This window comes from Bradyrhizobium sp. 26S5 (assembly GCF_036923295.1).
GTDB lineage: Bacteria > Pseudomonadota > Alphaproteobacteria > Rhizobiales > Xanthobacteraceae > Bradyrhizobium > Bradyrhizobium septentrionale.
This window is the reverse complement of the sequence record NZ_CP145948.1, coordinates 6,034,246-6,057,544: the sequence shown is the minus strand read 5'-3', so window position 1 is coordinate 6,057,544 and position 23,299 is coordinate 6,034,246. Positions and strand designations below refer to the sequence as shown.

Annotated in this window: 23 protein-coding genes; 21 read left to right on the top strand and 2 right to left on the bottom strand. The window is 64.2% G+C overall.

Going from position 1 to position 23,299, the window contains the following annotated elements; genetic code table 11:
* The first annotated feature begins 51 nt into the window (after window positions 1–51).
* Together V5279_RS28480 and V5279_RS28475 are read left to right on the top strand one after the other, a co-directional pair.
* The gene (locus V5279_RS28480) at window positions 52–513 is read left to right on the top strand and encodes a (2Fe-2S)-binding protein (protein ID WP_338690235.1); all 462 of its coding nucleotides are present in this window, start codon (window positions 52–54) and stop codon (window positions 511–513) included.
* 2 nt (window positions 514–515) lie between these two features.
* A complete protein-coding gene (locus V5279_RS28475; protein WP_338690233.1) occupies window positions 516–2,693 on the top strand; it encodes a xanthine dehydrogenase family protein molybdopterin-binding subunit in 2,178 nt (725 codons plus the stop codon).
* A gap of 184 nt (window positions 2,694–2,877) precedes the next feature.
* Here the strand turns inward: V5279_RS28475 and V5279_RS28470 are convergent, their stop codons facing one another.
* Window positions 2,878–3,774: a DUF2189 domain-containing protein gene (locus tag V5279_RS28470; protein ID WP_166307029.1), complete on the bottom strand. Its 897-nt coding sequence runs from the start codon at window positions 3,772–3,774 to the stop codon at window positions 2,878–2,880.
* A gap of 566 nt (window positions 3,775–4,340) precedes the next feature.
* Here V5279_RS28470 and coxB point away from each other — a divergent pair.
* The 16 genes from coxB (at window position 4,341) to V5279_RS28390 (ending at window position 20,192) form a co-directional block, all read left to right on the top strand.
* A complete protein-coding gene (gene coxB / locus V5279_RS28465; RefSeq protein WP_338690231.1) occupies window positions 4,341–5,174 on the top strand; it encodes a cytochrome c oxidase subunit II in 834 nt (277 codons plus the stop codon).
* A 74-nt stretch (window positions 5,175–5,248) separates the two neighbouring features.
* Window positions 5,249–7,024, top strand: coding sequence for a cytochrome c oxidase subunit I (ctaD, locus tag V5279_RS28460; protein ID WP_166297623.1), 1,776 nt, complete (start codon window positions 5,249–5,251; stop codon window positions 7,022–7,024).
* Window positions 7,021–7,725, top strand: a complete 705-nt coding sequence (locus tag V5279_RS28455; RefSeq protein WP_166297621.1) for a cytochrome c oxidase subunit 3 — start codon at window positions 7,021–7,023, stop codon at window positions 7,723–7,725. The genes ctaD and V5279_RS28455 overlap by 4 nt, the downstream gene beginning before the upstream one ends.
* Window positions 7,726–7,740: 15 nt before the next feature.
* The gene (locus V5279_RS28450) at window positions 7,741–8,463 is read left to right on the top strand and encodes a heme-copper oxidase subunit III family protein (protein ID WP_166297619.1); all 723 of its coding nucleotides are present in this window, start codon (window positions 7,741–7,743) and stop codon (window positions 8,461–8,463) included.
* Between the two features lie 9 nt (window positions 8,464–8,472).
* Window positions 8,473–8,880: a cytochrome C oxidase subunit IV family protein gene (locus V5279_RS28445; protein ID WP_029080150.1), complete on the top strand. Its 408-nt coding sequence runs from the start codon at window positions 8,473–8,475 to the stop codon at window positions 8,878–8,880.
* A 77-nt stretch (window positions 8,881–8,957) separates the two neighbouring features.
* On the top strand, window positions 8,958–9,866 hold the full coding sequence (locus tag V5279_RS28440; protein WP_338690224.1) for a heme o synthase: 909 nt from the start codon (window positions 8,958–8,960) through the stop codon (window positions 9,864–9,866).
* Between the two features lie 114 nt (window positions 9,867–9,980).
* Entirely contained in the window at window positions 9,981–10,427 is a 447-nt protein-coding gene (locus V5279_RS28435) for a hypothetical protein (RefSeq protein ID WP_338690222.1), read from the top strand.
* Between the two features lie 100 nt (window positions 10,428–10,527).
* Window positions 10,528–10,929, top strand: a complete 402-nt coding sequence (locus tag V5279_RS28430; RefSeq protein ID WP_338690220.1) for a FixH family protein — start codon at window positions 10,528–10,530, stop codon at window positions 10,927–10,929.
* Entirely contained in the window at window positions 10,926–12,380 is a 1,455-nt protein-coding gene (locus V5279_RS28425) for an efflux RND transporter periplasmic adaptor subunit (protein ID WP_338690218.1), read from the top strand. The genes V5279_RS28430 and V5279_RS28425 overlap by 4 nt, the downstream gene beginning before the upstream one ends.
* Complete coding sequence (locus V5279_RS28420) at window positions 12,377–15,547, top strand: efflux RND transporter permease subunit (protein WP_338690216.1); 3,171 nt, start codon at window positions 12,377–12,379, stop codon at window positions 15,545–15,547. The genes V5279_RS28425 and V5279_RS28420 overlap by 4 nt, the downstream gene beginning before the upstream one ends.
* 56 nt (window positions 15,548–15,603) lie before the next feature.
* Window positions 15,604–16,065 carry a cupredoxin family protein gene (locus V5279_RS28415; RefSeq protein ID WP_338690214.1) on the top strand — a complete coding sequence of 154 codons (462 nt, stop codon included), beginning with the start codon at window positions 15,604–15,606 and terminating at the stop codon, window positions 16,063–16,065.
* Window positions 16,066–16,093: 28 nt separating this feature from the next.
* Complete coding sequence (locus V5279_RS28410) at window positions 16,094–16,396, top strand: copper-binding protein (RefSeq protein ID WP_338690212.1); 303 nt, start codon at window positions 16,094–16,096, stop codon at window positions 16,394–16,396.
* Between the two features lie 113 nt (window positions 16,397–16,509).
* On the top strand, window positions 16,510–17,259 hold the full coding sequence (locus V5279_RS28405) for a cation transporter (RefSeq protein ID WP_338701415.1): 750 nt from the start codon (window positions 16,510–16,512) through the stop codon (window positions 17,257–17,259).
* Window positions 17,260–17,399: 140 nt separating this feature from the next.
* Window positions 17,400–17,678: a hypothetical protein gene (locus V5279_RS28400; protein WP_166297605.1), complete on the top strand. Its 279-nt coding sequence runs from the start codon at window positions 17,400–17,402 to the stop codon at window positions 17,676–17,678.
* 297 nt (window positions 17,679–17,975) lie between these two features.
* Window positions 17,976–19,169, top strand: a complete 1,194-nt coding sequence (locus V5279_RS28395) for an MFS transporter (protein WP_338690210.1) — start codon at window positions 17,976–17,978, stop codon at window positions 19,167–19,169.
* An 84-nt stretch (window positions 19,170–19,253) separates the two neighbouring features.
* Complete coding sequence (locus V5279_RS28390; protein ID WP_338690208.1) at window positions 19,254–20,192, top strand: NAD(P)-dependent oxidoreductase; 939 nt, start codon at window positions 19,254–19,256, stop codon at window positions 20,190–20,192.
* A 195-nt stretch (window positions 20,193–20,387) separates the two neighbouring features.
* Here V5279_RS28390 and V5279_RS28385 read toward each other — a convergent pair whose 3' ends face one another.
* Entirely contained in the window at window positions 20,388–20,948 is a 561-nt protein-coding gene (locus tag V5279_RS28385; protein WP_338690206.1) for a hypothetical protein, read from the bottom strand.
* A 286-nt stretch (window positions 20,949–21,234) separates the two neighbouring features.
* On the opposite strand from V5279_RS28385, the gene V5279_RS28380 reads away from it, so the two are divergent.
* The 3 genes from V5279_RS28380 (at window position 21,235) to V5279_RS28370 (ending at window position 23,205) form a co-directional block, all read left to right on the top strand.
* Window positions 21,235–21,570, top strand: coding sequence for a His-rich protein BRANT (locus tag V5279_RS28380; RefSeq protein WP_338690204.1), 336 nt, complete (start codon window positions 21,235–21,237; stop codon window positions 21,568–21,570).
* Window positions 21,571–21,788: 218 nt separating this feature from the next.
* The gene (locus V5279_RS28375; protein ID WP_338701413.1) at window positions 21,789–22,217 is read left to right on the top strand and encodes a hypothetical protein; all 429 of its coding nucleotides are present in this window, start codon (window positions 21,789–21,791) and stop codon (window positions 22,215–22,217) included.
* A 274-nt stretch (window positions 22,218–22,491) separates the two neighbouring features.
* Entirely contained in the window at window positions 22,492–23,205 is a 714-nt protein-coding gene (locus tag V5279_RS28370; protein ID WP_029080164.1) for an outer membrane protein, read from the top strand.
* Window positions 23,206–23,299: the final 94 nt, after the last annotated feature.

The following is a 23,299-nucleotide window of genomic DNA, read 5'->3' as shown; positions in this document are numbered from 1 at the left end:
CCGGAGGGGCGCAGTCCGCGCGAGGTCTCGAACCAGGACAGGAGTGTCACGATGCCTTTCCAGCTCACCATCAATGGGACCAGCCATTCGGTCGACGCCGACGGCGATACGCCGCTGCTGTGGGTGCTGCGCGACGTGCTCGGCATGACCGGCACCAAGTTCGGCTGCGGCATGGCGCTGTGCGGCGCCTGCACGGTGCATCTCGACGACGCGGCGGTGCGCTCCTGCATCACGACGATCGACAGCGTCGGGGACTCCAAGATCACGACCATCGAGGCGGTCGGCACCACGCCCGCCGGCAAGAAGATCCAGGACGCCTGGCTTGCGCATGAGGTGCCGCAATGCGGCTACTGCCAATCCGGGCAGATCATGTCCGCCTCCGCCTTGCTCGCAAGCAAGCCGAAGCCGACCGACGCCGATATCGACGACGCGATGTCGGGCAACATCTGCCGCTGCGGCACCTATGTCCGCATTCGCGAAGCCATCAAGCAAGCCGCGCAGTCGGGAGGTTGATCATGACGCTGATGGACAATGTGTCTGAGCGCTCCGCCGATCTGTCGCGGCGCAACTTCCTCCGCGCGAGCGCGATCGCAGGCGGAGGCCTGCTGCTCAGCGTGAGCCTGCCGTTCGCGGGCCGCGAGAGCGAAGCCGCGGCCGCCGATGGCTTCGCGCCGAATGCCTTCATCCGGATCGGCGGCGACGGCAAGGTCGTGCTGACCATGCCCTATGTCGAGATGGGGCAGGGCACCTACACCTCGATCCCGATGCTGATCGCCGAGGAGCTCGAGATCGGCCTGAAGCAGGTGCAACTCGAGCACGCGCCGCCGAGCGACAAGCTCTATGCCAACCCGCTGCTCGGCGTGCAGGCCACCGGCAATTCGAACGCGATGCGCGGCGGCTGGCAGCCGATGCGGAAAGCCGGCGCCACCGCGAAGGCGATGCTGGTCGCAGCCGCGGCGAAACGCTGGAACGTCGAGCCCGCTTCGTGTCGCGCCGAGAACGGCGAGGTGCATCATGCAGCCTCCGGACGCAAGCTGGGTTACGGCGAGCTGGCGACTGACGCGGCGCAGATGCCTGTGCCGGAGAATGTGACGCTGAAGAGCCCGGCCGAGTTCAAGCTGATCGGCACGCCGGCCAGGCGGCTCGACACACCCTCCAAGATCGACGGCTCGGCGGTCTACGGCATCGACGCACGGCCGCCCGGGGTGAAGATCGCGACGCTGGCGCAGTCGCCGGTGTTCGGCGGGCGGGTGAAGCGCGTGGATGACGCAGCGGCAAAAGCCGTCAACGGCGTGCGCCAGATCGTGAAGCTCGATGACGCAGTCGCCGTGGTGGCCGATCATATGGGAGCGGCGAAGAAAGGTCTCGCGGCGCTCGTGATCGAGTGGGACGAGGGGCCCCACGCCAAGCTCGCCACGTCAGATATCGCGCGCGAGCTCGAAGCCGCCACCACCAAGCCGGGCACGGTCGCGCAAAACATCGGTGACGCCGACAAGGCGATGGCGGGCGCTGTGACGAAAGTCGAGGCGACCTATCAGCTGCCGTTCCTCGCCCATGCGACGATGGAGCCGATGAACTGCACCGTGCACGTGCGCCCCGATGCTTGCGAGATCTGGGTCGGCAGCCAGGCGCTTTCGCGCGCCCAGGCGGTGGCCGCGAAGGTACTGGACCTGCCGCCGGAGAACGTCGTGGTGCACAATCATCTGCTCGGCGGCGGCTTTGGCCGCAGGCTCGAGGTCGATGGTGTCATTCGCGCCGTGCAAATCGCAAAGCAGGTCGATGCGCCGGTCAAGCTGGTGTGGACCCGCGAGGAGGACATCCAGCACGACATGTATCGTCCCTACTGGTGCGACCGGATTGCGGTCGGACTCGATGCATCCGGCAAGCCGATCGCCTGGAACAACCGCTTCGCCGGCTCGTCGGTGCTGGCGCGATGGGCGCCGCCGGCGTTCCGCAATGGTCTCGATCCCGACACGACCGAGGGCGCGATCGATCTCGTCTACGACATCCCGAATTTCCACGTCGAATATGTCCGGGTCGAGCCGCCCGGCATTCCGACCGCGTTCTGGCGCAGCGTCGGTCCCTCGCACAATGTGTTCGTCACCGAAAGCGTGATCGACGAGATGGCGGCGGCCGCCAAGCAGGATCCGGTCGACTATCGCAAGGCGCTGCTGGGCAAGTCGCCGCGCGCCAAGGCGGCGCTGGAACTTGCGGCGGCCAAGGCCGGCTGGGACGGGAAGCTACCTGCCGGGCGCGGACGCGGCGTGTCGCTGCAATTCGTGTTCGGCAGCTACCTTGCGCAGGTTGCCGAGGTTGAGGTTGCCAAGGACGGTTCGGTTCGCGTCCACCGCGTCGTCTGCGCGATGGATTGCGGCACCGTGGTCAATCCCGACACGGTGCAGGCGCAGCTTCAAAGCGGCATCAATTTCGGCGTCACTGCCGCACTCTATGGCGAGATCACGCTGAAGGACGGGCGCATCGAGCAGACCAACTTCGACAGCTACCAGATGTTGCGCATCGATCAGGCCCCGGCCATCGAGGTCCACATCGTGCCGAGTTCGGAGCCGCCCGGCGGCATGGGTGAGACCGGGACATCGGGCATCGTGCCTGCGATCGGCAATGCGATCTTCGCGGCGACCGGCAAGCGGCTGCGAAAGATGCCGGTCGACCCGGCATTGTTGAAGCAAACGTAAGCTACCGGCCGTCATGCCCGGGCATAGGCGAGCGCAAGCGACGCCGTCCTTCGGACGGCTATGCCCGGGAAATGACGGAATGCTGGCGCGATCGTGAAGCCAAGCGGATTTGCGCCCCGCATTGATCCGACAAGCGGGCATGCATGTGAGGCGGTTCGCGAATCTCTGGCTCGCGCCGGTATCACTAACGCTCACGGCTCCACGGGAAGAGAGAGGCCGGGAAATCAGCCGCGTAGCGGTGACCGATCGGCGGGCGGGGCTCTTCTTGCGGGGGATTCGGGTCAGGCTCGACCACCTTCCTGTAAAGATGCCAGGTCGCATGACCAAGCACCGGCAGAACGACGCAGAGACCGACGAAGAATGGCAGTGAGCCCACGGCCAGCAGTACCGCAACGATCAATCCCCACGCAGCCATCTCAACTGGATTCATCTTCACGGCCCGTATCGAGGTGCGGATCGCATCGATCGCTGTTGCATGGCGGTCGAGCATCAGTGGAAATGAGACGACGCTGACGCACAGGGCAATCAGGGCGAAAAGGAAGCCGACGCCGCATCCGATGATGATGAGCGACCAGCCTTCGGGCGTCGTCAACACGCGCTGTGCGAAATCAGGGATGCTCGCAGCCGGAGCATAGCCGAAAGTCGCAACGTAGATCGCGTTCGCGGCGGCGATCCAGACCCCGAACAGAACGAACAGGAGAAACCCAAGTTCGAGCATGGCGCCGAACGACGGCGCGCGCAGCACCTGCATTGCGTCCCAGGCTCCCGGCTCCTCTCCCCGCTCGCGGCGGCGGCTCAGTTCGTAGAGGCCGAGTCCGGCGAAAGGACCGATCAGGGCGAAGCCGGCGGCGAGCGGAAACAGCAGCGGCAGCACCGAATAGCCGATCACAAGTCTGAACAGGAAAAGTCCGAGGACGGGATACATCACGCACAGGACGATTGCGTGGGTCGGGATGGCTTTGAAGTCTTCCCAGCCGAGGCGCAGCGCGTCGCCCAAATCGGAAAGGCTGATCTTGCGTACGACAAAGGCGGTAGAGACGCCAAACAATTGCAGTTTGGGCCGTGCGAATACTGTGGTCATGGTTCCGGCCTCCTTGCTGGTGGTCGCAGGGGAACGGAGCGCCCTCAAAACACGCACATCCGCCTCATGCGCGAAAATCGCGACCGAGTCCGGCAAATCAGATTCAACCAGAAGGAGCTTGCCGGACGACATCTGTCGCAACCGGTCCAATCAAACTAGTCCGATATGCAGCAGAAGCAAGATGGCGAACGCGTCGGGAGAATTGTGCAATCGCACAAAGCCAGGTTTTGCGATGCACCATCTGATGGTGGGTCCCGATCGGTGCTCTCCGGCATGCAACGCATTCGCGCCAACACGCGCCGGACCGAGGCGGGGCATACTCCTCTATTGACGCCGGGCTCGACGAGTACCATCTTGAATGCACTGAACGCCCCCAAGCTCCGATGAGATTGCGGTCGTGACGTTGACCCTTTGTCATGATGTCCCAGCGTCGCGACCGGCAGAATGGGCGAGGCAAAAGGCACGGTGATGGTGTACGTGACACCATACCTTGACACCATACCTTTGACGTGAGCTCCGCCCTTTCGTTCGTCTCCGCAGCCTTAAATGGCAAGGAGGAATGAGGGATGGCTGTCGCGCTCGTACTGCTCCTGGTTGCAGTCGCCTCGGTGCTGTTTCACATCTACAGCCCGTGGTGGTGGACGCCGATCGCCTCGAACTGGCGCTACATCGACGACACGATCAACCTGACGTTCTGGATCACCGGGGCGGTTTTCTGCGCGGTCATCGCGTTCATGGCTTACTGCGTGTTCCGCTTCCACCACAAGGAGGGACGGCGGGCCGCCTACAATCCCGAAAACAAGAAGCTCGAATGGTGGCTCAGCATCGTGACGGCGGTCGGCGTCGCCGCCATGTTGGCGCCCGGCCTGGTCGTCTGGCACCAGTTCGTCACCGTTCCCGACGACGCGACCGACGTCGAGGTCGTTGGACAACAGTGGACGTGGAGTTATCGGCTTCCCGGAAAGGACGGCCGGCTCGGCACGTCAGATGCGCGCCTGATCAGTTCCGACAATCCACTCGGGTTGAATCCCAATGATCCGAACGGACAGGACGACGTCGTCGTTCAAAACGAGGATCTGCATCTGCCGATTGGAAAGCCGGTGAAGGTGCTGCTCCGCTCGATCGACGTTCTGCATGATTTCTATGTGCCCGAGTTCCGGGCGAAGATGGACATGATCCCGGGCTCGGTGACGTATTACTGGCTCACGCCCACGCGTACCGGAACATTCGACGTCCTCTGTGCGGAGCTGTGCGGCGCCGCGCACGCGCAAATGCGGAGCAAGGTCGTCGTGGAGGAAGAGAAGGAATATCACGCGTGGCTCGAGAAGCAGCGGACGTTCGCGGAATTGTCAGGCCAGCGCGACGTCGCGAAGGCCGCGTACAAGACCGGTAGCGAATGAACATGCCGACGCGGATGCGCCGGATATTGTGAAGCGAACTCGTCGCTGAGCAGAAGACCAAGGAGGGAATTCCGATGGTCGATATCCCGTTTGATCAGGTCGCAGGTATACCGCCCGCCGAAGTGAGTGAGGTCGAGCTCTATCACCCGAAGAGCTGGTGGACGAGGTACGTCTTTTCGCAGGACGCCAAGGTGATCGCCGTCCAGTATTCGATCACGGCAATGTCGATCGGAATGGTGGCGCTGGTGCTGTCGTGGATGATGCGCCTGCAACTGGGATTTCCCGGTACATTCTCCTTTATCGATGCCAATGAGTACCTTCAGTTCATCACCATGCACGGCATGATCATGGTGATCTACCTGCTCACCGCCTTGTTCCTTGGCGGCTTCGGCAACTACCTCATCCCGCTGATGGTCGGCGCGCGGGATATGGTCTTCCCCTACGTGAACATGCTGAGCTACTGGGTCTACCTGCTCGCCGTGCTGGTGCTGGCCGCGACGTTCTTCGTGCCGGGCGGGCCGACCGGCGCCGGCTGGACGCTCTATCCGCCGCAGGCGATTCTCTCCGGCACCCCCGGGCAGGACTGGGGCATCGTTCTCATGCTGGCCTCGCTGATCCTGTTCATCATCGGCTTCACGATGGGCGGGCTCAATTACGTCGTGACGGTGCTGCAGGCGCGTACGCGCGGCATGACGTTGATGCGCATGCCTCTGACGGTGTGGGGCATCTTCACGGCCACCGTGATGGCGCTGTTGGCCTTCCCGGCGCTGTTCGTCGCCTCAGTGATGCTGTTGCTGGACCGCCTGCTGGGAACCAGCTTCTTCATGCCGACGCTGGTCGAGATGGGCCAGCTGACGAAGTATGGCGGCGGCAGCCCGATCCTGTTCCAGCATCTGTTCTGGTTCTTCGGCCACCCCGAAGTCTACATCGTCGCCTTGCCGGCCTTCGGCATCATTTCCGATCTGATCAGCGTCCACGCGCGAAAAAACATCTTCGGCTATCGCATGATGGTTTGGGCGATCGTGGCCATCGGTGCGCTCAGCTTCGTCGTGTGGGCGCACCACATGTATGTGAGCGGCATGAACCCGTATTTCGGGTTCTTCTTCGCCACCACGACGCTCATCATCGCGGTCCCCACCGCCATCAAGGTCTACAACTGGGTGCTGACGTTGTGGCGCGGCGACATCCATCTCACGACGCCGATGCTGTTCGCCCTCGCGTTCATCATCACATTCGTCAATGGCGGTCTCACCGGGCTGTTTCTCGGCAACGTGGTCGTGGACGTTCCGCTGTCCGACACGATGTTCGTCGTCGCGCACTTCCACATGGTGATGGGTATCGCGCCGATCATGGCCGTGTTTGGCGGAATCTATCACTGGTATCCCAAAATCACCGGACGCATGCTCAACGAGGCGCTTGGGCGATTCCATTTCTGGGTGACGTTCATCGGGGCCTATGCCGTGTTCTTCCCGATGCACTATCTCGGCCTGCTCGGGATGCCCCGCCGCTATCACGACATCGGCGAGACAACCTTCGTCCCGGCATCCGCCCATGACCTCAATGCGTTCATGAGCGTGGCGGCGCTGATCGTCGGCTTCGCCCAGCTTGTCTTCCTGTTCAATATGATCTGGAGCCTGTTCAAAGGAAAAGAGGCTGGCGGCAATCCGTGGGGAGCCGCCTCGCTGGAATGGCAGACACCGGAAACCCCGCCGGGACATGGCAACTGGGGAAAAGAACTCCCGATCGTCTATCGCTGGGCCTACGATTACAGCGTGCCCGGTGCTGCCAGGGACTTTGTGCCGCAGAATGAACCACCGGCCGGATTGGTGGCGCAGGGAGCCCACCCGTGAGCGCCATCATCCTGTTCATTGCTACAATTGCAGCGATCGCGGGATGGTGGCTCTCGCAGCAGCGGCTGGCGGCCAAGCCGTGGCTGGAGCAAGGCGTGGACGTCGATCTTCGCGGTGAGCGCGGTTCGTCGGTGCCGACGGCGAAGATCGGACTGGGCGTGTTTCTCGCGGTCGTCGGCTCGTTGTTCGCGCTCCTGATCAGCGCCTACTCCATGCGCAACAGCATGGTGGACTGGCGGGAGCTGCCCCTGCCCAGACTGTTGTGGTTCAATACCGGCGTCCTGGTCATAAGCAGTGTGGCGCTGCAATGGGCGCTGATCGCCGCGCGACGCGACGACATTGACGGCTTGATCGTCGGCCTGCTGATCGGCGGCGCGTCCGCTGTAACCTTCCTGGTTGGGCAGTTATGGGTGTGGCAGCAACTGAACGTCGCCGGGTATTTCGTGGCGTCCAATCCTGCCAATTCCTTCTTCTACCTGATCACCGCGGTGCACGGACTGCATCTGACGGGCGGACTGGTGGCGCTCGGCAGGACGACCGCAAAGGTGTGGCGCGGCGCGCCGATGATGCAGGTGCGCCTGAGCGTCGAGCTGTGCGCGATCTATTGGCATTTCCTGTTGTTGGTCTGGCTGGTCTTGCTCGGTCTGCTGACGGGCTGGACCGACAATATCGTCGACATCTGTCGCCAGTTGCTCAGCTAGCGAGGGCAGGAAGCGATGACGGAAACCACACTGGCAACCCCCAACGCGCCGCCCGGAACGCTACCCGGATGGCGCGGCATCGCCGCCGACTGGGCCTCGGACCAGCGTGCCTTCAAGCACGTGTCCTGGGGCAAGGCCATGATGTGGATCTTCCTCTTGAGCGACACGTTCATCTTCAGCTGCTTCCTGCTGTCGTACATGACCGCGCGGATGTCGACGACCGTGCCGTGGCCGAACCCGAGCGAAGTCTTCGCCCTCAATATCGCGGGCCAGCACATCCCGCTGATCCTGATCGCCATCATGACCTTCATCCTGATCTCGAGCAGCGGGACGATGGCGATGGCGGTCAATTTCGGTTATCGCCGCGATCGCGTCAAAACGGCGGCCTTGATGCTGGCCACCGCAGCGTTCGGCGCAACCTTCGTCGGAATGCAGGCCTTCGAATGGACCAAGCTGATCATGGAGGGCGTGCGGCCATGGGGCAACCCGTGGGGCGCGGCGCAGTTTGGTTCATGCTTCTTCATGATAACCGGCTTCCACGGCACGCACGTGACGATCGGCGTGATCTTCCTGATCGCGATTGCGCGAAAGGTCTGGCGGGGCGATTTCGACGTCGAGCGGCGTGGCTTCTTCACGAGCCGGAAGGGGCATTACGAGATCGTCGAGATCATGGGCCTGTACTGGCACTTCGTCGATCTCGTGTGGGTGTTCATCTTTGCCTTCTTCTATCTCTGGTGAGGTAAGCGCATGACAAACGCAGCGGTACATGTGGAAGGGCAGGCAACGCAACATGCGCTCCACACTTATGTGCATGACGCAGTCGCATCGGGAGCCACGCACGCCGAGGGCCAGCAGCACCCGATCAAGCTCTATCTCGTGGTCTGGGGATGGTTGTTCGTGCTCAGCACCTGCTCATACCTTGTCGACTTCTTTGGCATCCATGGCCATCTCCGTTGGTCATTGATCCTGCTGTTCATGGTGCTGAAGGCCGGCCTGATCGTTGCTGTGTTCATGCACATGGCCTGGGAGCGGTTGGCGTTGGCCTACGCCATCCTGTTGCCGCCGGTGCTGGTGCTGGTTTTTGTAGCGATCATGGTGTTCGAATCCGACTATACGCATCTGCTTCGGGTCATGTTTTTCGCGTCAGCGAGCTAGAAGCAGGACGGTTGTGCTGCGAACAAGGCCTTCAACCGATGGCCTTTTGAGTATCGAACTGACGAGGAATCAATCTCGTGCAAATCAATCGTTCAATTCTTCGCCGGAGCTATGCCAACATCGGAGACTACGTCGCACTGACGAAACCGCGCGTCATGTCGCTGGTCGTCTTTACCGCCCTGGTCGGTCTCATGGTCGCACCAGGCGGCATCGATCCCGTCACCGGCGTCGCTGCTCTGGTTTGCATTGCTGCCGGAGCCGGCGCCGCGGCTGCGCTCAATATGTGGTACGACGCCGACATCGATGCGGTGATGGCGCGTACCGCCATCCGTCCAATTCCTAGCGGCCGCGTATCGCGCTCGGAAGCATTGGTTTTCGGATTGATGCTCGGCGCGTGCGCCGTCCTGGCCCTCGGCACTTTGCTGAACATGGCCGCTGCTGCACTGCTTGCTTTCACAATTTTCTTCTACGTCGTCGTCTACACGATGTGGCTCAAGCGCCGAACACCGCAAAACATCGTCATTGGCGGTGCCGCCGGTGCGCTCCCTCCGGTGATCGGCTGGGTTGCGGTCACCGGAAATGTTGGGCTCGAGCCGCTCATCCTGTTCCTGATCATCTTCCTTTGGACGCCACCGCACTTCTGGGCACTTTCGCTTAATCTTTCCGGAGAATATGCCCGCGCCGGTGTGCCGATGTTGCCGGTCGTGGCCGGCAAGACCGAAACAAAGCGCCAGATTCTTCTCTATAGCGTGCTTCTGGTTCTGATCTCACTGCTGCCTTGTGCACTGGGGTTCGCGGGAGCCATCTATGGCGCGGCCGCGGCGGTGCTGGGAGCGATCATGATTGTTCTCGCATGGCAGGTACGTCGGAGCCACGACAAGGAATGGCGGCCAGCTCGTCGCTTGTTCGTGTTTTCGATGCTCTATCTGGTCCTTCTTTTTGGGGTGCTGCTGATGAATGCTGCACCCTACGCTCAGTCCCGCTGACTGGACGGATTCGAATCGACGGCCGCAGGGCTTACTTCGTGCCGGGGACGTCCGGATACGCCGCCGGGCGAGGCCAAGCTGGCGGAATCGTGAATTTGCAGGTTGCATTGATCCATGCGACAAGCAGGTATGTATGTGAGGCGGCTCGCCAATCTCTGGATTCTGCTGCTCGTCGTGGCCGGGCTGTTGCTCGCGCCCGTGGCGCCGGCGTTTGCCAGGATGATGCCGGATGCATCGGCCACCGCCATGCAGGCGATGTCCAGCCACGCGGCCATGTCGGACCAAGCCATGCACGGCATGGCCAAGTTCGATCAGGCCATGTCGGGGCAGGCGATGGCCGGCGACATGCCGTGCTGCCCGGACCAGACCAAGAGCAAGGGCTGCGACGACTGTCCGTTCCTTGCGCTCTGCATGCTGAGCGTCTCGCTGCCGCTTCCTGCCGGTGCCGCATCGCTGATCGCACGCGAGCCGTCGCGAGGCGGATTCGCCGCGCGCGAAGACCGCCTGCTTGACGGCCTCGGCGCCAAACCTCCGGATCATCCGCCTCGAACCCACGTCTGACGGGCGCGCAAGCGCCTGATCGCTGACGCGTGCGCCTGATGGCGCGCGTGTCGTCGCATGCCGCTCACGCGGTGCATCAGACGTATCGAGGATCTTAACCATGAAGACTTTCCACCTCGCGCGCGCCGCTGTGGCCGCGCTGATCGGCGTTGCCCTGGCCGGCGCGCCCGCTCACGCCGAGATCAAGAACTACGAATTCCAGCTCACCCAGCCGACGGTCAAGGCCGGGGACGATCGCATCGTCACGGTGCGGCTGGTCGACAAGACCACCGGTAAGGCCGTTCCCGACGCGGTGATCTTCTCGACCCGGCTCGACATGGCGCCCGACGGCATGCAGGAGATGGCCACCAAGGTGACGCCGATGCCGGGCACCGAGCCCGGCACCTACCGGTTCAAGGCGACCTTCGGTATGGCCGGCCGCTGGCAATTATCGCTCGGCGCCAAGGTGCAGGGCGAGACCGGCTCGGTCGAGAACAAGCTCGTCGTCACGGCCGAGCAATGAGCCGCCTCGCGTGGGCCCTCACTTGGGCCGGCGCTGCCGCTGCGATCGCCGCAGCGGCAGGCGCCGCATGGACCGGTCACGGCCTGCCGCCGCGGCCTATGACCGCCATCGTCTCCGCCGCGCAGGCTGCGGAGAGCGCTGCGCCGATCTATTACCGCGATCCCGACGGCAAGCCGTTCTACTCGGTGACGCCGAAGAAGACGGCGGACGGGCGCGACTATCTGCCGGTTTTTCCGGATGCCGATGCGCAATCCGGCGCGCCCGAGCGGCCGGCGGACATCAAGGCCACGGCCGCGAAGAGCGAGCGCAAGATCAAATATTATCGCAACCCGATGGGGCTTCCCGACACCTCGCCGGCGCCGAAGAAGGATTCCATGGGGATGGACTATATCCCCGTCTATGACGGCGACGACAGCGACGATGGCTCGATCACGCTGTCGCCCGGCAAGATCCAGCGCACCGGCGTCAAGTCCGAAGCGGCGGAGATGCGCCGCATCCGCACGCTGGTTCGTGCCCCCGGCACGATCCAGCTCGACGAACGGCGTGTCTCCGTGATCGCGATGCGCGCCGAGAGCTATGTGCAGAAGGTCGCCGACGTCACGACCGGCAGCCGGGTGACCAAGGGACAGAAGCTGATGGAGATCTACAGCCCGGCGGTGTCCTCGGCCGCCGCCGAATATGTTGCGACCATCGGCTCGAAAGCGGCTGCGGGGATCGATCCATACGGGCGGGGCTCGCGGCAGCGGGTGATGAACCTCGACGTGCCCGAGGCCGTGATCGCGGAGATGGAGCAGAGCCGCACGGTCCCGATCGTAATTCCATGGTCGTCGCCGCGCGACGGCATCGTGCTGCAACGCGCCGCGATCGAGGGCATGCGCGCCCAGCCCGGCGACGTGCTGTTCCGGGTCGCCGACGTCTCAATGGTGTGGGCGCTGATCGATGTCGCCGAGCGCGATCTCGGCAACATCGTAGTCGGCCAGAAGGTCACTGTGCGCACGCGCAGCTATCCCGGTCGCGTGTTCGCCGGCCAGATCGCCATGATCTACCCGCAGGTCAACAAGGAGACGCGCACCGCACGGGTGCGGATCGAATTGCAAAACGCCGATCTCGCGCTGCTGCCGGACATGTATGTCGACGCCGAGATCGATACCGGCAGCCCGGCGCCGGTGCTCACGGTGGCTGACAACTCCATCCTCGATACCGGAAGCCGCCAGACGGTGCTGCTCGACCGGGGCAACGGACGGTTCGAGCCGCGTGAGGTCAAGCTCGGGCGGCGCGGCGACGGTTATGTCGAAATTCGTGACGGGATCGCCGAGGGCGATGCGGTCGTCACGTCAGCGACATTCCTGATCGATGCCGAAAGCAATCTGAAGGCGGCGATCAAGGGCTTTGGCGGGGCCGGCGCTGCGCAGGCGGCGGGCGAGGGCGAGATGACGGGAGGCAAGCCATGATTGCCCGTCTCATCGCCTGGTCGGCGCGCAATCTGCTGCTGGTGCTGTTCGGCACCGGCTTTGCGGCGGCCGCGGGTCTCTACGCGCTGCTCCATCTGCCGCTCGATGCGATCCCCGATCTCTCCGACACCCAGGTCATCGTCTACACCGAATATCCCGGCCAGGCGCCGCAGGTGATCGAGGATCAGGTCACCTATCCCCTGACCACGGCGATGCTGACGGTGCCGAAGTCGAAGGTCGTGCGCGGCTTCTCGTTCTTCGGCGTGTCGTTCGTCTATGTCATCTTCGAGGACGGCACCGACATCTACTGGGCGCGCTCGCGCGTGCTCGAATTCCTCAACGGCGCGGCGTCGCGGCTGCCGGCGGGCGTATCGCCGACCATCGGTCCTGACGCGACCGGCGTCGGCTGGGTCTACCAGTACGCCGTGATGTCGAAAGAGCTGAACCTGGCCGACACCCGCACGATCCAGGACTGGAACCTGAAGTTCGCCCTTGCCAGGGCCGAGGGCGTGGCCGAGGTCGCGAGCGTCGGCGGCTTCGTCAAGCAGTACAATGTGATCCTCGATCCGCAGCGGATGCGCGACCGCGGCATCACCATGCAGCGGATGCGCGACGCGATCCGCGCCAGCAATGCCGATGTCGGCGGCCGCACCGTCGAGCTCTCCGAGTTCGAATATGTCATCCGCGGCAAGGGCTATCTGAAGGACATCAACGATCTCGGCAACATCGTGCTGAAGACCGACAACGGCACGCCGGTGCTGCTGCGCGACGTCGCCCGCGTCGAGCTCGGCCCCGACGAGCGGCGCGGCATCGCCGAGCTGAACGGCGAGGGCGAGGTGGCCAGCGGCATCGTGCTGCAGCGTTTCGGCGTCAACGCGCTCGACGTGATCGAAAACGTCAAGAAGCGATTCAAGGAGATCGCGACCAGCCTGCCGAAATCGGTCGAGATCGTGCCGGTCTATGACCGCTCCAACCTGATCTATGCCGCGATCGAGACGCTGAAGCGCACGCTGCTCGAGGAGAGCATCGTGGTTGCGCTGGTCTGCTTCGTGTTCCTGCTGCATGTCCGCAGCGCACTGGTCGCGATCCTGATGCTGCCGGTCGGCGTCCTGATGGCGTTCGGCGCGATGAAGCTGCTCGGGATCGGCTCCAACATCATGAGTCTCGGCGGCATCGCGATCGCGATCGGCGCCATGATCGATGCGGCGATCGTGATGATCGAGAACGCGCACAAGCACCTCGAGCGCGCCGAGCCCGGCCGGTCGCGGGTCGCGATCCTGATCGAGGCGGCGGCAGAAGTGGGACCGGCGCTGTTCTTCAGCCTGCTGATCATCACCGTATCCTTTATGCCGATCTTCACGCTGGAATCGCAGGAGGGGCGGCTGTTCTCACCGCTCGCCTTCACCAAGACGTTTGCGATGGCGGCGGCGGCGCTCTTGTCGGTCACGCTGGTGCCGGCGCTGATGGTGATCTTCGTCCGCGGCAGGATCGTCCCCGAGCACAAGAACCCGATCAACCGCTTCCTGATCTGGATCTACCGTCCCGTGATCAACGGCGTGTTGCGGGCCAAGACGCTGGTGATCGTGCTGGCGCTTGCAGCACTCGCCGTCACAGTCTGGCCGGCGCGGCAGCTCGGCACCGAGTTCATGCCCGACCTCAACGAGGGTACGCTGCTCTATATGCCGACCACGCTGCCGGGCATCTCGGTGACCAAGGCGGCCGAACTGATGCAGACCCAGGACCGCATCATCCGCAGCTTTCCGGAAGTCGCCTCGGTCTACGGCAAGGCCGGCCGCGCCGCCACCGCGACCGACCCGGCGCCATCGGAGATGTTCGAGACCATCGTCAACCTCAAGCCGAAGCAGCAATGGCGCAAGGGCCTCGCGCTCGACGGTCTGATCGCCGAGATGGACAAGGCGCTGCAATTTCCCGGCGTCTCCAACGCCTGGACGATGCCGATCAAGGCGCGGATCGACATGCTTTCGACCGGGATCCGGACGCCGGTCGGCGTCAAGGTGATCGGTCCCGATCTCGCCGTGATCGACAAGCTCGCCCGCCAGGTCGAACAGATCGTGAAGGGTGTGCCCGGCACCTCGTCGGCCTATGCCGAGCGTAGCCTCGGCGGCTATTACCTCGAGATCACGCCGAACCGCGAGGCATTGTCGCGCTACGGCATCGCCGTGCAGGACGTGCAAGACACGATCGCGACCGCGCTTGGCGGGCAAAGCGTGACCACGACGGTCGAGGGGCGCCAGCGCTTCACCGTCAACATGCGCTATCCGCGCGACCTGCGCGACAATCCCGGTGCGATCGCAAGCGACATCCTGGTGGCGATGCCGGCGGGCGGGGCGGTGCCGCTCGGCGAGGTCGCCGATATCAAGCCGGCGCGCGGGCCGACCACGATCCGGACCGAGAACGGGCAGCTCGCGACCTACATCTATGTCGATATCCGTGAGCGCGATCTCGGCAGCTATGTCGCGGATGCGCAGCGCGCGGTGCAGGCGAGTGTGCAGTTTCCGCCGGGGGCCTACGTGATCTGGAGCGGGCAGTACGAATATCTCGAACGCGCCACGGCGCGGCTCAAGATCGTGGTGCCGGTGACACTTTCGATCATCTTCCTGCTGCTCTACCTCAACTTCCGCTCGGTGGCGGAGACCATGATCGTGATGCTGTCGCTGCCGTTCGCGCTGGTCGGCGGGCTCTGGCTGATGTGGGCGCTCGGCTTCAACCTGTCGGTTGCGGTCGCGGTCGGCTTCATCGCGCTCGCCGGCGTCGCTGCTGAGACCGGCGTGGTGATGCTGATCTACCTCAACCACGCGCTGGCCGAGGTCACGGCGCGGCGCGCTGCCGAGGGACGCCCGATCGGCTACGACGACCTGCACCGTGCGATCATCGAGGGCGCGGTCGAGCGTGTCCGCCCGAAGATGATGACGGTGGTCGCGATCATGGCCGGGCTGCTGCCGATCATGTGGAGCACCGGCACTGGCTCCGAGATCATGCAGCGCATCGCGGTGCCGATGATTGGCGGCATGATCTCGTCGACCCTGCTGACGCTGATCGTGATTCCCGCGATCTTCGCCATGGTGAAGGGCTTTCGGCTTGGAGCGAGGGTGTCGGCGGGATCGGAGACCGCTCCGTCCGCGGCGCGCCAGGGCGCAGGGTTATGACAGGACAGGGGTCGGTCTGTTTGCCGACGCAAATCGAACACAGAATGGAGAAACCGATGAATCACCTCACCAGGATCGGCATCGCGCTCATTGCGCTGTCGGCCGCAGCTGGGCCGTCGCGCGGACATGAAAAACACGGTCACCAATCTTACTCGGCCGGCGAGCCCGGCGATCCGAGCAAGCCGTCGCGCACGGTCGAGGTCGAGATGAAGGAGATGGAGTTCACGCCGTTCCGCATCGAGATCAAGCGCGGCGAACAGATTCGCTTCGTGATCAAGAATGCCGGCACCGAGGATCATGAATTCCTGCTCGCGACCACCGAGGAGAATTTGAAGCATGCCGAAGTCATGAAGAAGCATCCGCATATGGAGCACAACGATCCGAATGGCGTCCGCCTCGCGCCGAAGAAGAGCGCGGAGATCGTCTGGAAGTTCACCAAGGCCGGAACCTTCGAATATTCGTGCCTGATCCCCGATCACCGCGACTACGGCATGACCGGCCGTGTCATCGTGAAATGAAACCAGCGACGAGAAAAGGACAACAATGATGAACCGGATGATCCGGATCGCGGGCGCCACCACGCTCGCGCTGACGCTCGCATGGAGCGCGACCTTCGCGCAGGGCGCTGACATCAACGGCGAGATCAAGAAGATCGACGAGGGCGCGGGCAAGATCACGCTCAAGCATGGTCCGGCCAAGAGCCTCGGCATGGATGAGCCGATGACTATGGTCTACCGGGTCAAGGATCCCGCGCTGCTGAAGCAGGTCAAGGTCGGCGACAAGGTCAAGTTCGAAGCCCAGGAGGGCGGCGGCGGCTACACCGTCACCGCGATCCAGAAGACGAAGTGAGGCGAGGGCTCGCCTCAGTTCCTGAGCTGATGCGCGGATTGGCCCTGTTCCACGCGGACAGGGTTGAATCCGTGGCATCGGCGGTCCTATCCTGTTCTCCGAAAGGAAGATCAATGAGCGATTGCTGCGAGCAGAAAACCTCCGAATGCTGTGCGCCACCGCCGCTGACGCTTCCGATGAAGGCTGGCGTGCGAGCAGGGGACCGCAATCGCGCGGCGGATGCGTGCGGCTGCTCGGGCGGCGTTCCGGTCTTTGACGGCCTCAACCCGCGCTACAAGCGCATTCTCTGGACCGCCATCGGCATCAACGGCGCGATGTTCCTGACCGAGATGGTCGCAGGTCAATTGGCCGGCTCGCAGGCGCTCAAGGCCGATGCGCTCGACTTCCTGGCCGATACGGTCACCTACGGACTGAGCCTTGCGGTGATCGGCGCGAGCCTGCGCGTGCGTGCCTCCGCGGCGCTGCTGAAGGGCGCGTCGCTGAGCCTGATGGCGTTGTGGGTGTTCGGCTCGACCGTCTACCAGACGTTCGTGCTCGGCGTGCCCAAAGCCGAGGTGATGGGCGCAATCGGTGCGTTGGCCCTCGCCGCCAATCTTGGGTCGGTTCTGCTGCTGCTGCCGTACAAGGACGGGGACGCCAATGTGCGCTCGGTCTGGCTCTGTTCGCGCAACGATGCGATTGGAAACCTCATCGTGATGGTGGCCGCCCTGGGGGTTTGGGGAACGGCCACGCCGTGGCCCGATCTCGCGGTTGCCGCCGTGATGGCGGCCATATTCCTGACCTCGTCGGTGCAGATCCTGCGGCAGGCCTGGGCAGAGTATCGCGAGGGGGCGTTGCGCGGCGCGACGGCGGCGCGTGGTTGATCGAGCCGCCTGTGCTCCCTGCCATTGGCCGTGGCAGGGTACAGAATTCGCCTCGCATTTACCTTAAATGAGGGCGCCGGGGGAACGTCCGTGGCAGCCGCGCGTTGCTGTGCATCATTCGTGTGCAGAAGGCTCCCTCCATGACAGTCAACGCGGCAATACTGATGGCAGCCTTGGTGCTATCGGGAACCGTGTTGGCACAGAGCTCCGGCCCTTCGACCGGCGCGGCGGGGGCCGGGCAGGCGGCCAATTTGACCACCATCGGCCAGGCGCTGAACAGTAACACGAAGACCGGAGACAGCGGGCCGCCGATCGAGAGGGCGCCGCATCCCGCGAAGCCGGATGCTGCCGCGGCCGGCAACACGGTGGGCGCCAACCGCCCGCCGAAGCCCGACCGGCGCCTTGAGCATTATCCGTAGCCTGGGGCGACGCAGCGGCCGCAGACTGGGCCTCAACATTACCTCCGTCGTCATGGCCGGGCTCGTCCCGGCCATCCACGTCTCTGGTTGCCGAAGCAAAGACGTGGATGCCCGGCCCAAGGCCGGGCATGACGAGTCTTGGGAGAGGGGGCTGCAATCTTGGGGATCTTTACGTTTCCGAGCGCGATCCAGCGCACCCCAGTCATGATACCGTCATGCCACGTCGGTTAGCGAAGGCGTTTGGTTGAAACGCGGCGGGTGGGAATGGCGAAGGCGGACCGGGCACGGTTCCTGGGAATGGATCGAGACATCGCCGGCGTCCTGCTCGTGCTGGCTATTGCGCAAGTGTTCGGGTGGGGGACCCTCGGCCTGCCGGCCATCGTCGGCCACCGGATGGCGGCCGACCTTGAGATCGCCCTTCCCACGGTGTTTGCGGGCACATCGACCTTTTACGTGACCATGGGCCTGTGCGGCCCGCTGCTGGCGGAGCCGTTCCGGCGCTTTGGCGCGCGGCGCATCATGATGACCGGCAGCGTGATCGCCGCGCTCGGTTTCATAGCACTGGCCTGCGCGCGCGAGCCGGTGCTGTATTTCATCGCCTGGACGGTCCTCGGCGCTGCCGGCAGCGCGGCACTGAGCACGGCCGCCTACATCATGCTGAACGAGGTGGCCGGGCGGAACGCGAAAGGCGCGATCGGCGCGCTGATGCTGGTCACCGGGCTTTCCAGCAGCATCTTCTGGCCGACGACAGCGTTTCTCGCGGAGGCCCTGGGCTGGCGCGGGACCTGTCTGGCCTATGCCGCCGCGATGGCTCTCGTCTGCCTGCCGCTCTACAGCTTCGGGCTGCCGCGCCGGGCGGTCGGCGAGGCGGCATCCGCATCGCCATCGGACCGGTCGGGTGCGCCGCCGCCGGCCGGCAGGAGCACGTTTTTTCTGGTGGTCGCGGCGATCGGGCTCAACGCCTTCGTCAGTTTCGGCTTCAGCGCGGTGCTGGTCGAGCTTCTGAAGGCGCAGGGGCTGCCGGCGGCCCTGGCGGTCGCGTTCGGCTCGACGCTCGGCGTCGTGCAGGTGTCGGCGCGCGCGATCGACTTTCTCGGCGGCGGTCGCTGGGACGGCATCACGACCGGGCTCGTCGCCGGCACGCTGCTGCCGGTCGCGATGCTGATCCTGATCGTCGGCCATGGCACCTATTGGGCGATCGCGGCCTTCATCCTGATCTATGGCCTCGGCAGCGGCGCGCTCGCGGTCGCGCGCGCGACGATCCCGCTGGTGTTCTACGACAAGAGCGAATTCGCCAAGGCGACCTCGCATATCGCGCTGCCGCTGAACCTGATCTCGGCGGCGTCGCCGCCGCTGCTCGCCTGGCTGCTGACGCGGTCCGGCAGCAATGCCGTGCTGGAGCTCGCGCTCGCCTGCTCGATCGGAGCACTTGTGATGCTCGCCATTCTCGGCCGCCGCCGGCGCGAGGTCGGGATCGTCGCCGCTTCGTGACAGATCGCAGGATGGTGATCCTTCGTCGCGGGCACGCTTCTTGCTTGACATTGGTTGTGGTGCGGCAGCGCGCACGCTCACGACATGACCCAGGGCATTCACATGACCCAGCAGGTGATCGGCTTTGTCGGCTTCGGCGAGGCGGCGCAGTGCTTCGCGAGGCATCTCGCAGCCAAGGGGCGCGTGAAGGGTGGTTCCGCGCCGCTGGTGTTTTGCGACGGCAAGACCAACCGTCCGCCATATTCGGAAGCATTCCGGACCATGGCGTCCAATTGCGGGGTCGAGCTGGTCGACAGTCTGCCCGCGCTGATGGCGCGCGCCGACATCGTCTTCTCCGCGGTCGTGGTCGCGACCGCCGTGCCGGCCGGGCAAGCCATCGCCAGCCTGGTTCGGCCTGACATGCTGGTGGTCGACGTCAACGCCTCCACGCCCAAGGCCAAGCGGCTGGTGGGCGATGCCGTCGCGGCGAACGGCGGTGCCTTCGTCGATGCCAATTTGATGGGCGCGGTCAGCATCTACGGCGCAGCGGTGCCGCTGTACTGTTCGGGCGATGGTGCCGCGCGCTTCGCCGAATTGCTTGCGCCCCTCGGTTTCACCATCGAGCAGGCCGGCCCCGAGGCGGGCACCGCGGCCGCGGTGAAGATGCTGCGCAGCGTGGTGACGAAGGGCATGGAGGCGCTGATCGTCGAGGCGCTGACGGCCGCCTCGCTGGCGGGGGTGCGCAGCGAAGCGTTGCGCGGCATCTGCGAGCCGATGGATGCGACGCGCTACAGCAAATTCGTCGACATGTGCGTGCGCACCGACGTGCTGCATGCCGAGCGCCGTGCGGTCGAGATGGACGGCATCGCGGAGGGACTCCGGGAGATCGGCCTGCAACCGATCATGACGGAAGCCACCGCTGCGCGGCTCTGGACATCGGCGAGGCTCGGCCTGCGCGATGATTTTGCGGCACGCCAAGCCTACAGCGCCGACGATGTGCTCGATGCCTATGCCGCAAGGGCGGCCGATCTGCCGCGTCCGTAATCGGTAGTCGGTAGGATGGGTAGAGCCAACGGGTCCGCGCAAAGCGCGGGCCCGATGATAAACTCCGCGAAACCCATCATCGACACCGCCGATGCGAGCGATGGGTTTCGCGGCGCTCTACCCATCCTACAGAGCAGCAAAAAGCCGGCGCGGTCCTCGTGACGGCGCCGGCTTGATGTCAGGACGATCGGCCGCTCAGTAAACCAGGCCGGTGCCGGGCGGCTTTTCCAGTGCGGCGGCGAGCGAGCGATATTCGTCGCTGTTGGTGCCGGCGAGCTGGGCGATGCGGTTAAGGTGATATTGCGCCTGATCGCGGTTGCCCTGTTCGACCTGCCAGAGGCCATAATACTGCCAGGTGCGCACATGGGCCGGGTCGGCCTTGAGCGCGCGCTCGTACCAGACCTGCGAGACCTTGTAGTCGCCGAGCTTGCGATAGGAGTAGCCGATCAGATTGGCGACGTCGGCACGGTCGTCCTGGCCGAGCGCCTTCAGCTGCTCGATCGCGGCGGTATAGTCGTGCTGGTCGTAGATCGTGATATAGGCGGCGCGGTAGCCGGCGAGGAACTTCTGATCGTCGATCGCGGAGCTCTTGTCCTTTTTGGCCTTCTTGCCCTTGGTGGCGCTGCTGTCGGAGGCCGGCGGCGAGGGATTGTCGCTGCCTGCGGCGTAGGCCGAGATGACCGGCCCGGTGGCGAGTGTCATCGAGAGCACTGCGAGGCCCAAAAACTTCCAACGAAACTGCGGCGTCTTGCTCATTCCTGGTTGCTCCTGATCGTTCCTGATCGTGCTCGGTAATCCTACACCGAAGCCTGCTGACTTGAACACCCGAGGCTACAAAACATTCCCGGCCGATCCCACGATCGCGTGTTCCCGCGATCCATCGGCGGGGACGGGCAACATGACAAAGATGTCATTCACATGAATGAACTCCGTCAGCGCCCTTCAGAACGGGTTCAGCGCGCGGCCCATAAGGTCACGTGCATTGATCGGTGAGGCCGACCATCCGGCCGGAGACCTCTCGATCCCGAACAGGAGGACCACCATGTTCAAGACGATTTCCGCCGCGCTGCTCGCCATCTCCGTGATCGCAGCGCCCGCGCTCGCCGCCGAAACCGGCAAGGTCGCAACGCCCGCGCCGGCGACCACGACTGCCCCGGCGACCAAGGCCGCCCCGGTGATCAAGAGCGAGCAACTGCCGTCGAAGGTGCGCAACGCCAACGCCAAGATGGGCCACCACAAGCACTATCGCCATCACCGCCACCACAAGCACATGGGCATGCTGAAGGTGAAGTCGCCGAAGCATGCGACCAAGCACGTCTCCAAGCACGTTCTGGCGAAGGCCTCGATCAAGCACGTCGCGCCGGCCAAGCGCGGCTGATCCTGATCCGAGGGACGCAGTCCGCTCCACATTGCCCCGCTGCGCCCTCAGGATGCAGAACCGGCCCGTCCGTCCATTGCTTCCCCAATGGCGGCGGGCCGGAGTGCGTTCGGACTTCAGAAAGACGCTCTGGACTTTACGAGCGGTAACAACCGAGTTGCCCTTCCGCCGCCCGGCGGTCTATGAGACGCGACCGGGGACCCATGAGAAAGCGACGTTTGCGGATATCATCAAAACTGGCGGCGATCTTGCTGCTTTCGATTCCGCTCGCCGGCTGCCTCACCAGCGATGACAGCGGGGGCGGGCCGACGACCTTCACCGATGATCGCGGCGTGGCCAACCAGCCGTTTCCGGACCGGTACCGCGACCAGATCCTCGCCTTCATGCGGACCTACCTCAACAATCCGGTCGGGGTGCGTGAGGCGGCAATCGCCGATCCGGCGCAGCGCACGGTCGGGGGCAGGCTGCGCTACGTGGTGTGCCTGCGCTACAGCGCGAAGGATACCGACGGCAATTACCGGCCGGCGCGCGAGCGCGGCGTGCTGTTCGTCGACGGCCGGCTCGACCGCATCCTGGATAATTCCGCCGAGCCTTGCGCCGGCGCGTCCTACGCGCCATTTCAGGATCTGGAGAAGATGGCGCGCTGACCGCGGCGGCCTGTCGCGGAGCTGACCGGATCGTTAGCAAACCCCGATCACTTTTCGGGGAGCGCTGAACCTCAGCTTAGGCATTTGCGACATCATACAGCCGAAATGCGGCTGCTTAACCGGTGAAAAAACCTTCTGTGCCAAGGAACAAACGGGCGTTGTTGCGACCCTGTCACAGCTCGGAAACATCACAGGTCTGGCACTGCCCCAAAGCAACCTAATTGGCGTCACGTTGTTTGGTTTAACAGCGCAGCGTAAGTCACGGGGATCAGAGATGAAGAAGTTTTTGCTCGGCACGGTCGCGCTGGCCGCTCTTGCGAGCCCGGCGTTTGCGGCCGACATCCCGGCCCGCACCTATACCAAGGCACCGCCGCCTACCGCTCCGGCGCTCATCTACAACTGGACCGGTTTCTATATCGGCGGCCATGTCGGTGGCGCGTTCACCGACGGCAACAACCTGATGGGCAGCGACGCGCGCTTCATGGGTGGCGTGCAGGGCGGCTTCGACTACCAGTTCGCCCCGAACTGGGTGATGGGTGTCGAGGCGCAGTACTCCTGGCTGCCGAGCTCCTCGAACAATGGTCTGGTATTCCCCGCCGGAACGGTCGTGACCGGGAATACCGACCAGCTCGGTTCGGTGACCGGCCGCCTCGGCTACACCTGGGGCCCGACGCTGCTCTATGCCAAGGGCGGTTACGCCTGGCGTGACAACAACAACATCACGGCGTCGGTCGGCGGCGTGCCGGCGGCGTTCACGACCGACGGCGGCCACAAGGACGGCTACACGGTCGGCGCGGGCCTCGAATACATGTTCGCCCCGAACTGGTCGGCGAAGGCCGAGTACCAGTACTACAATTTCGGCAAGACCACCTTCACCAGCGGTCCGGCCGACATTGTCGGCACGAGCTTCCGGAACGACGAGCATACCGTCAAGGTCGGGGTCAACTACCGCTTCGGCTGGGGCGGTCCGGTGGGCTCCCGCTACTGATCGCGTCATCGTCGCATCGAGATCAAAGGCCGACCTTCGGGTCGGCCTTTTTTGTTGGCCCGACGCTTGCTTATTCAGCGGATATTCACGCCGG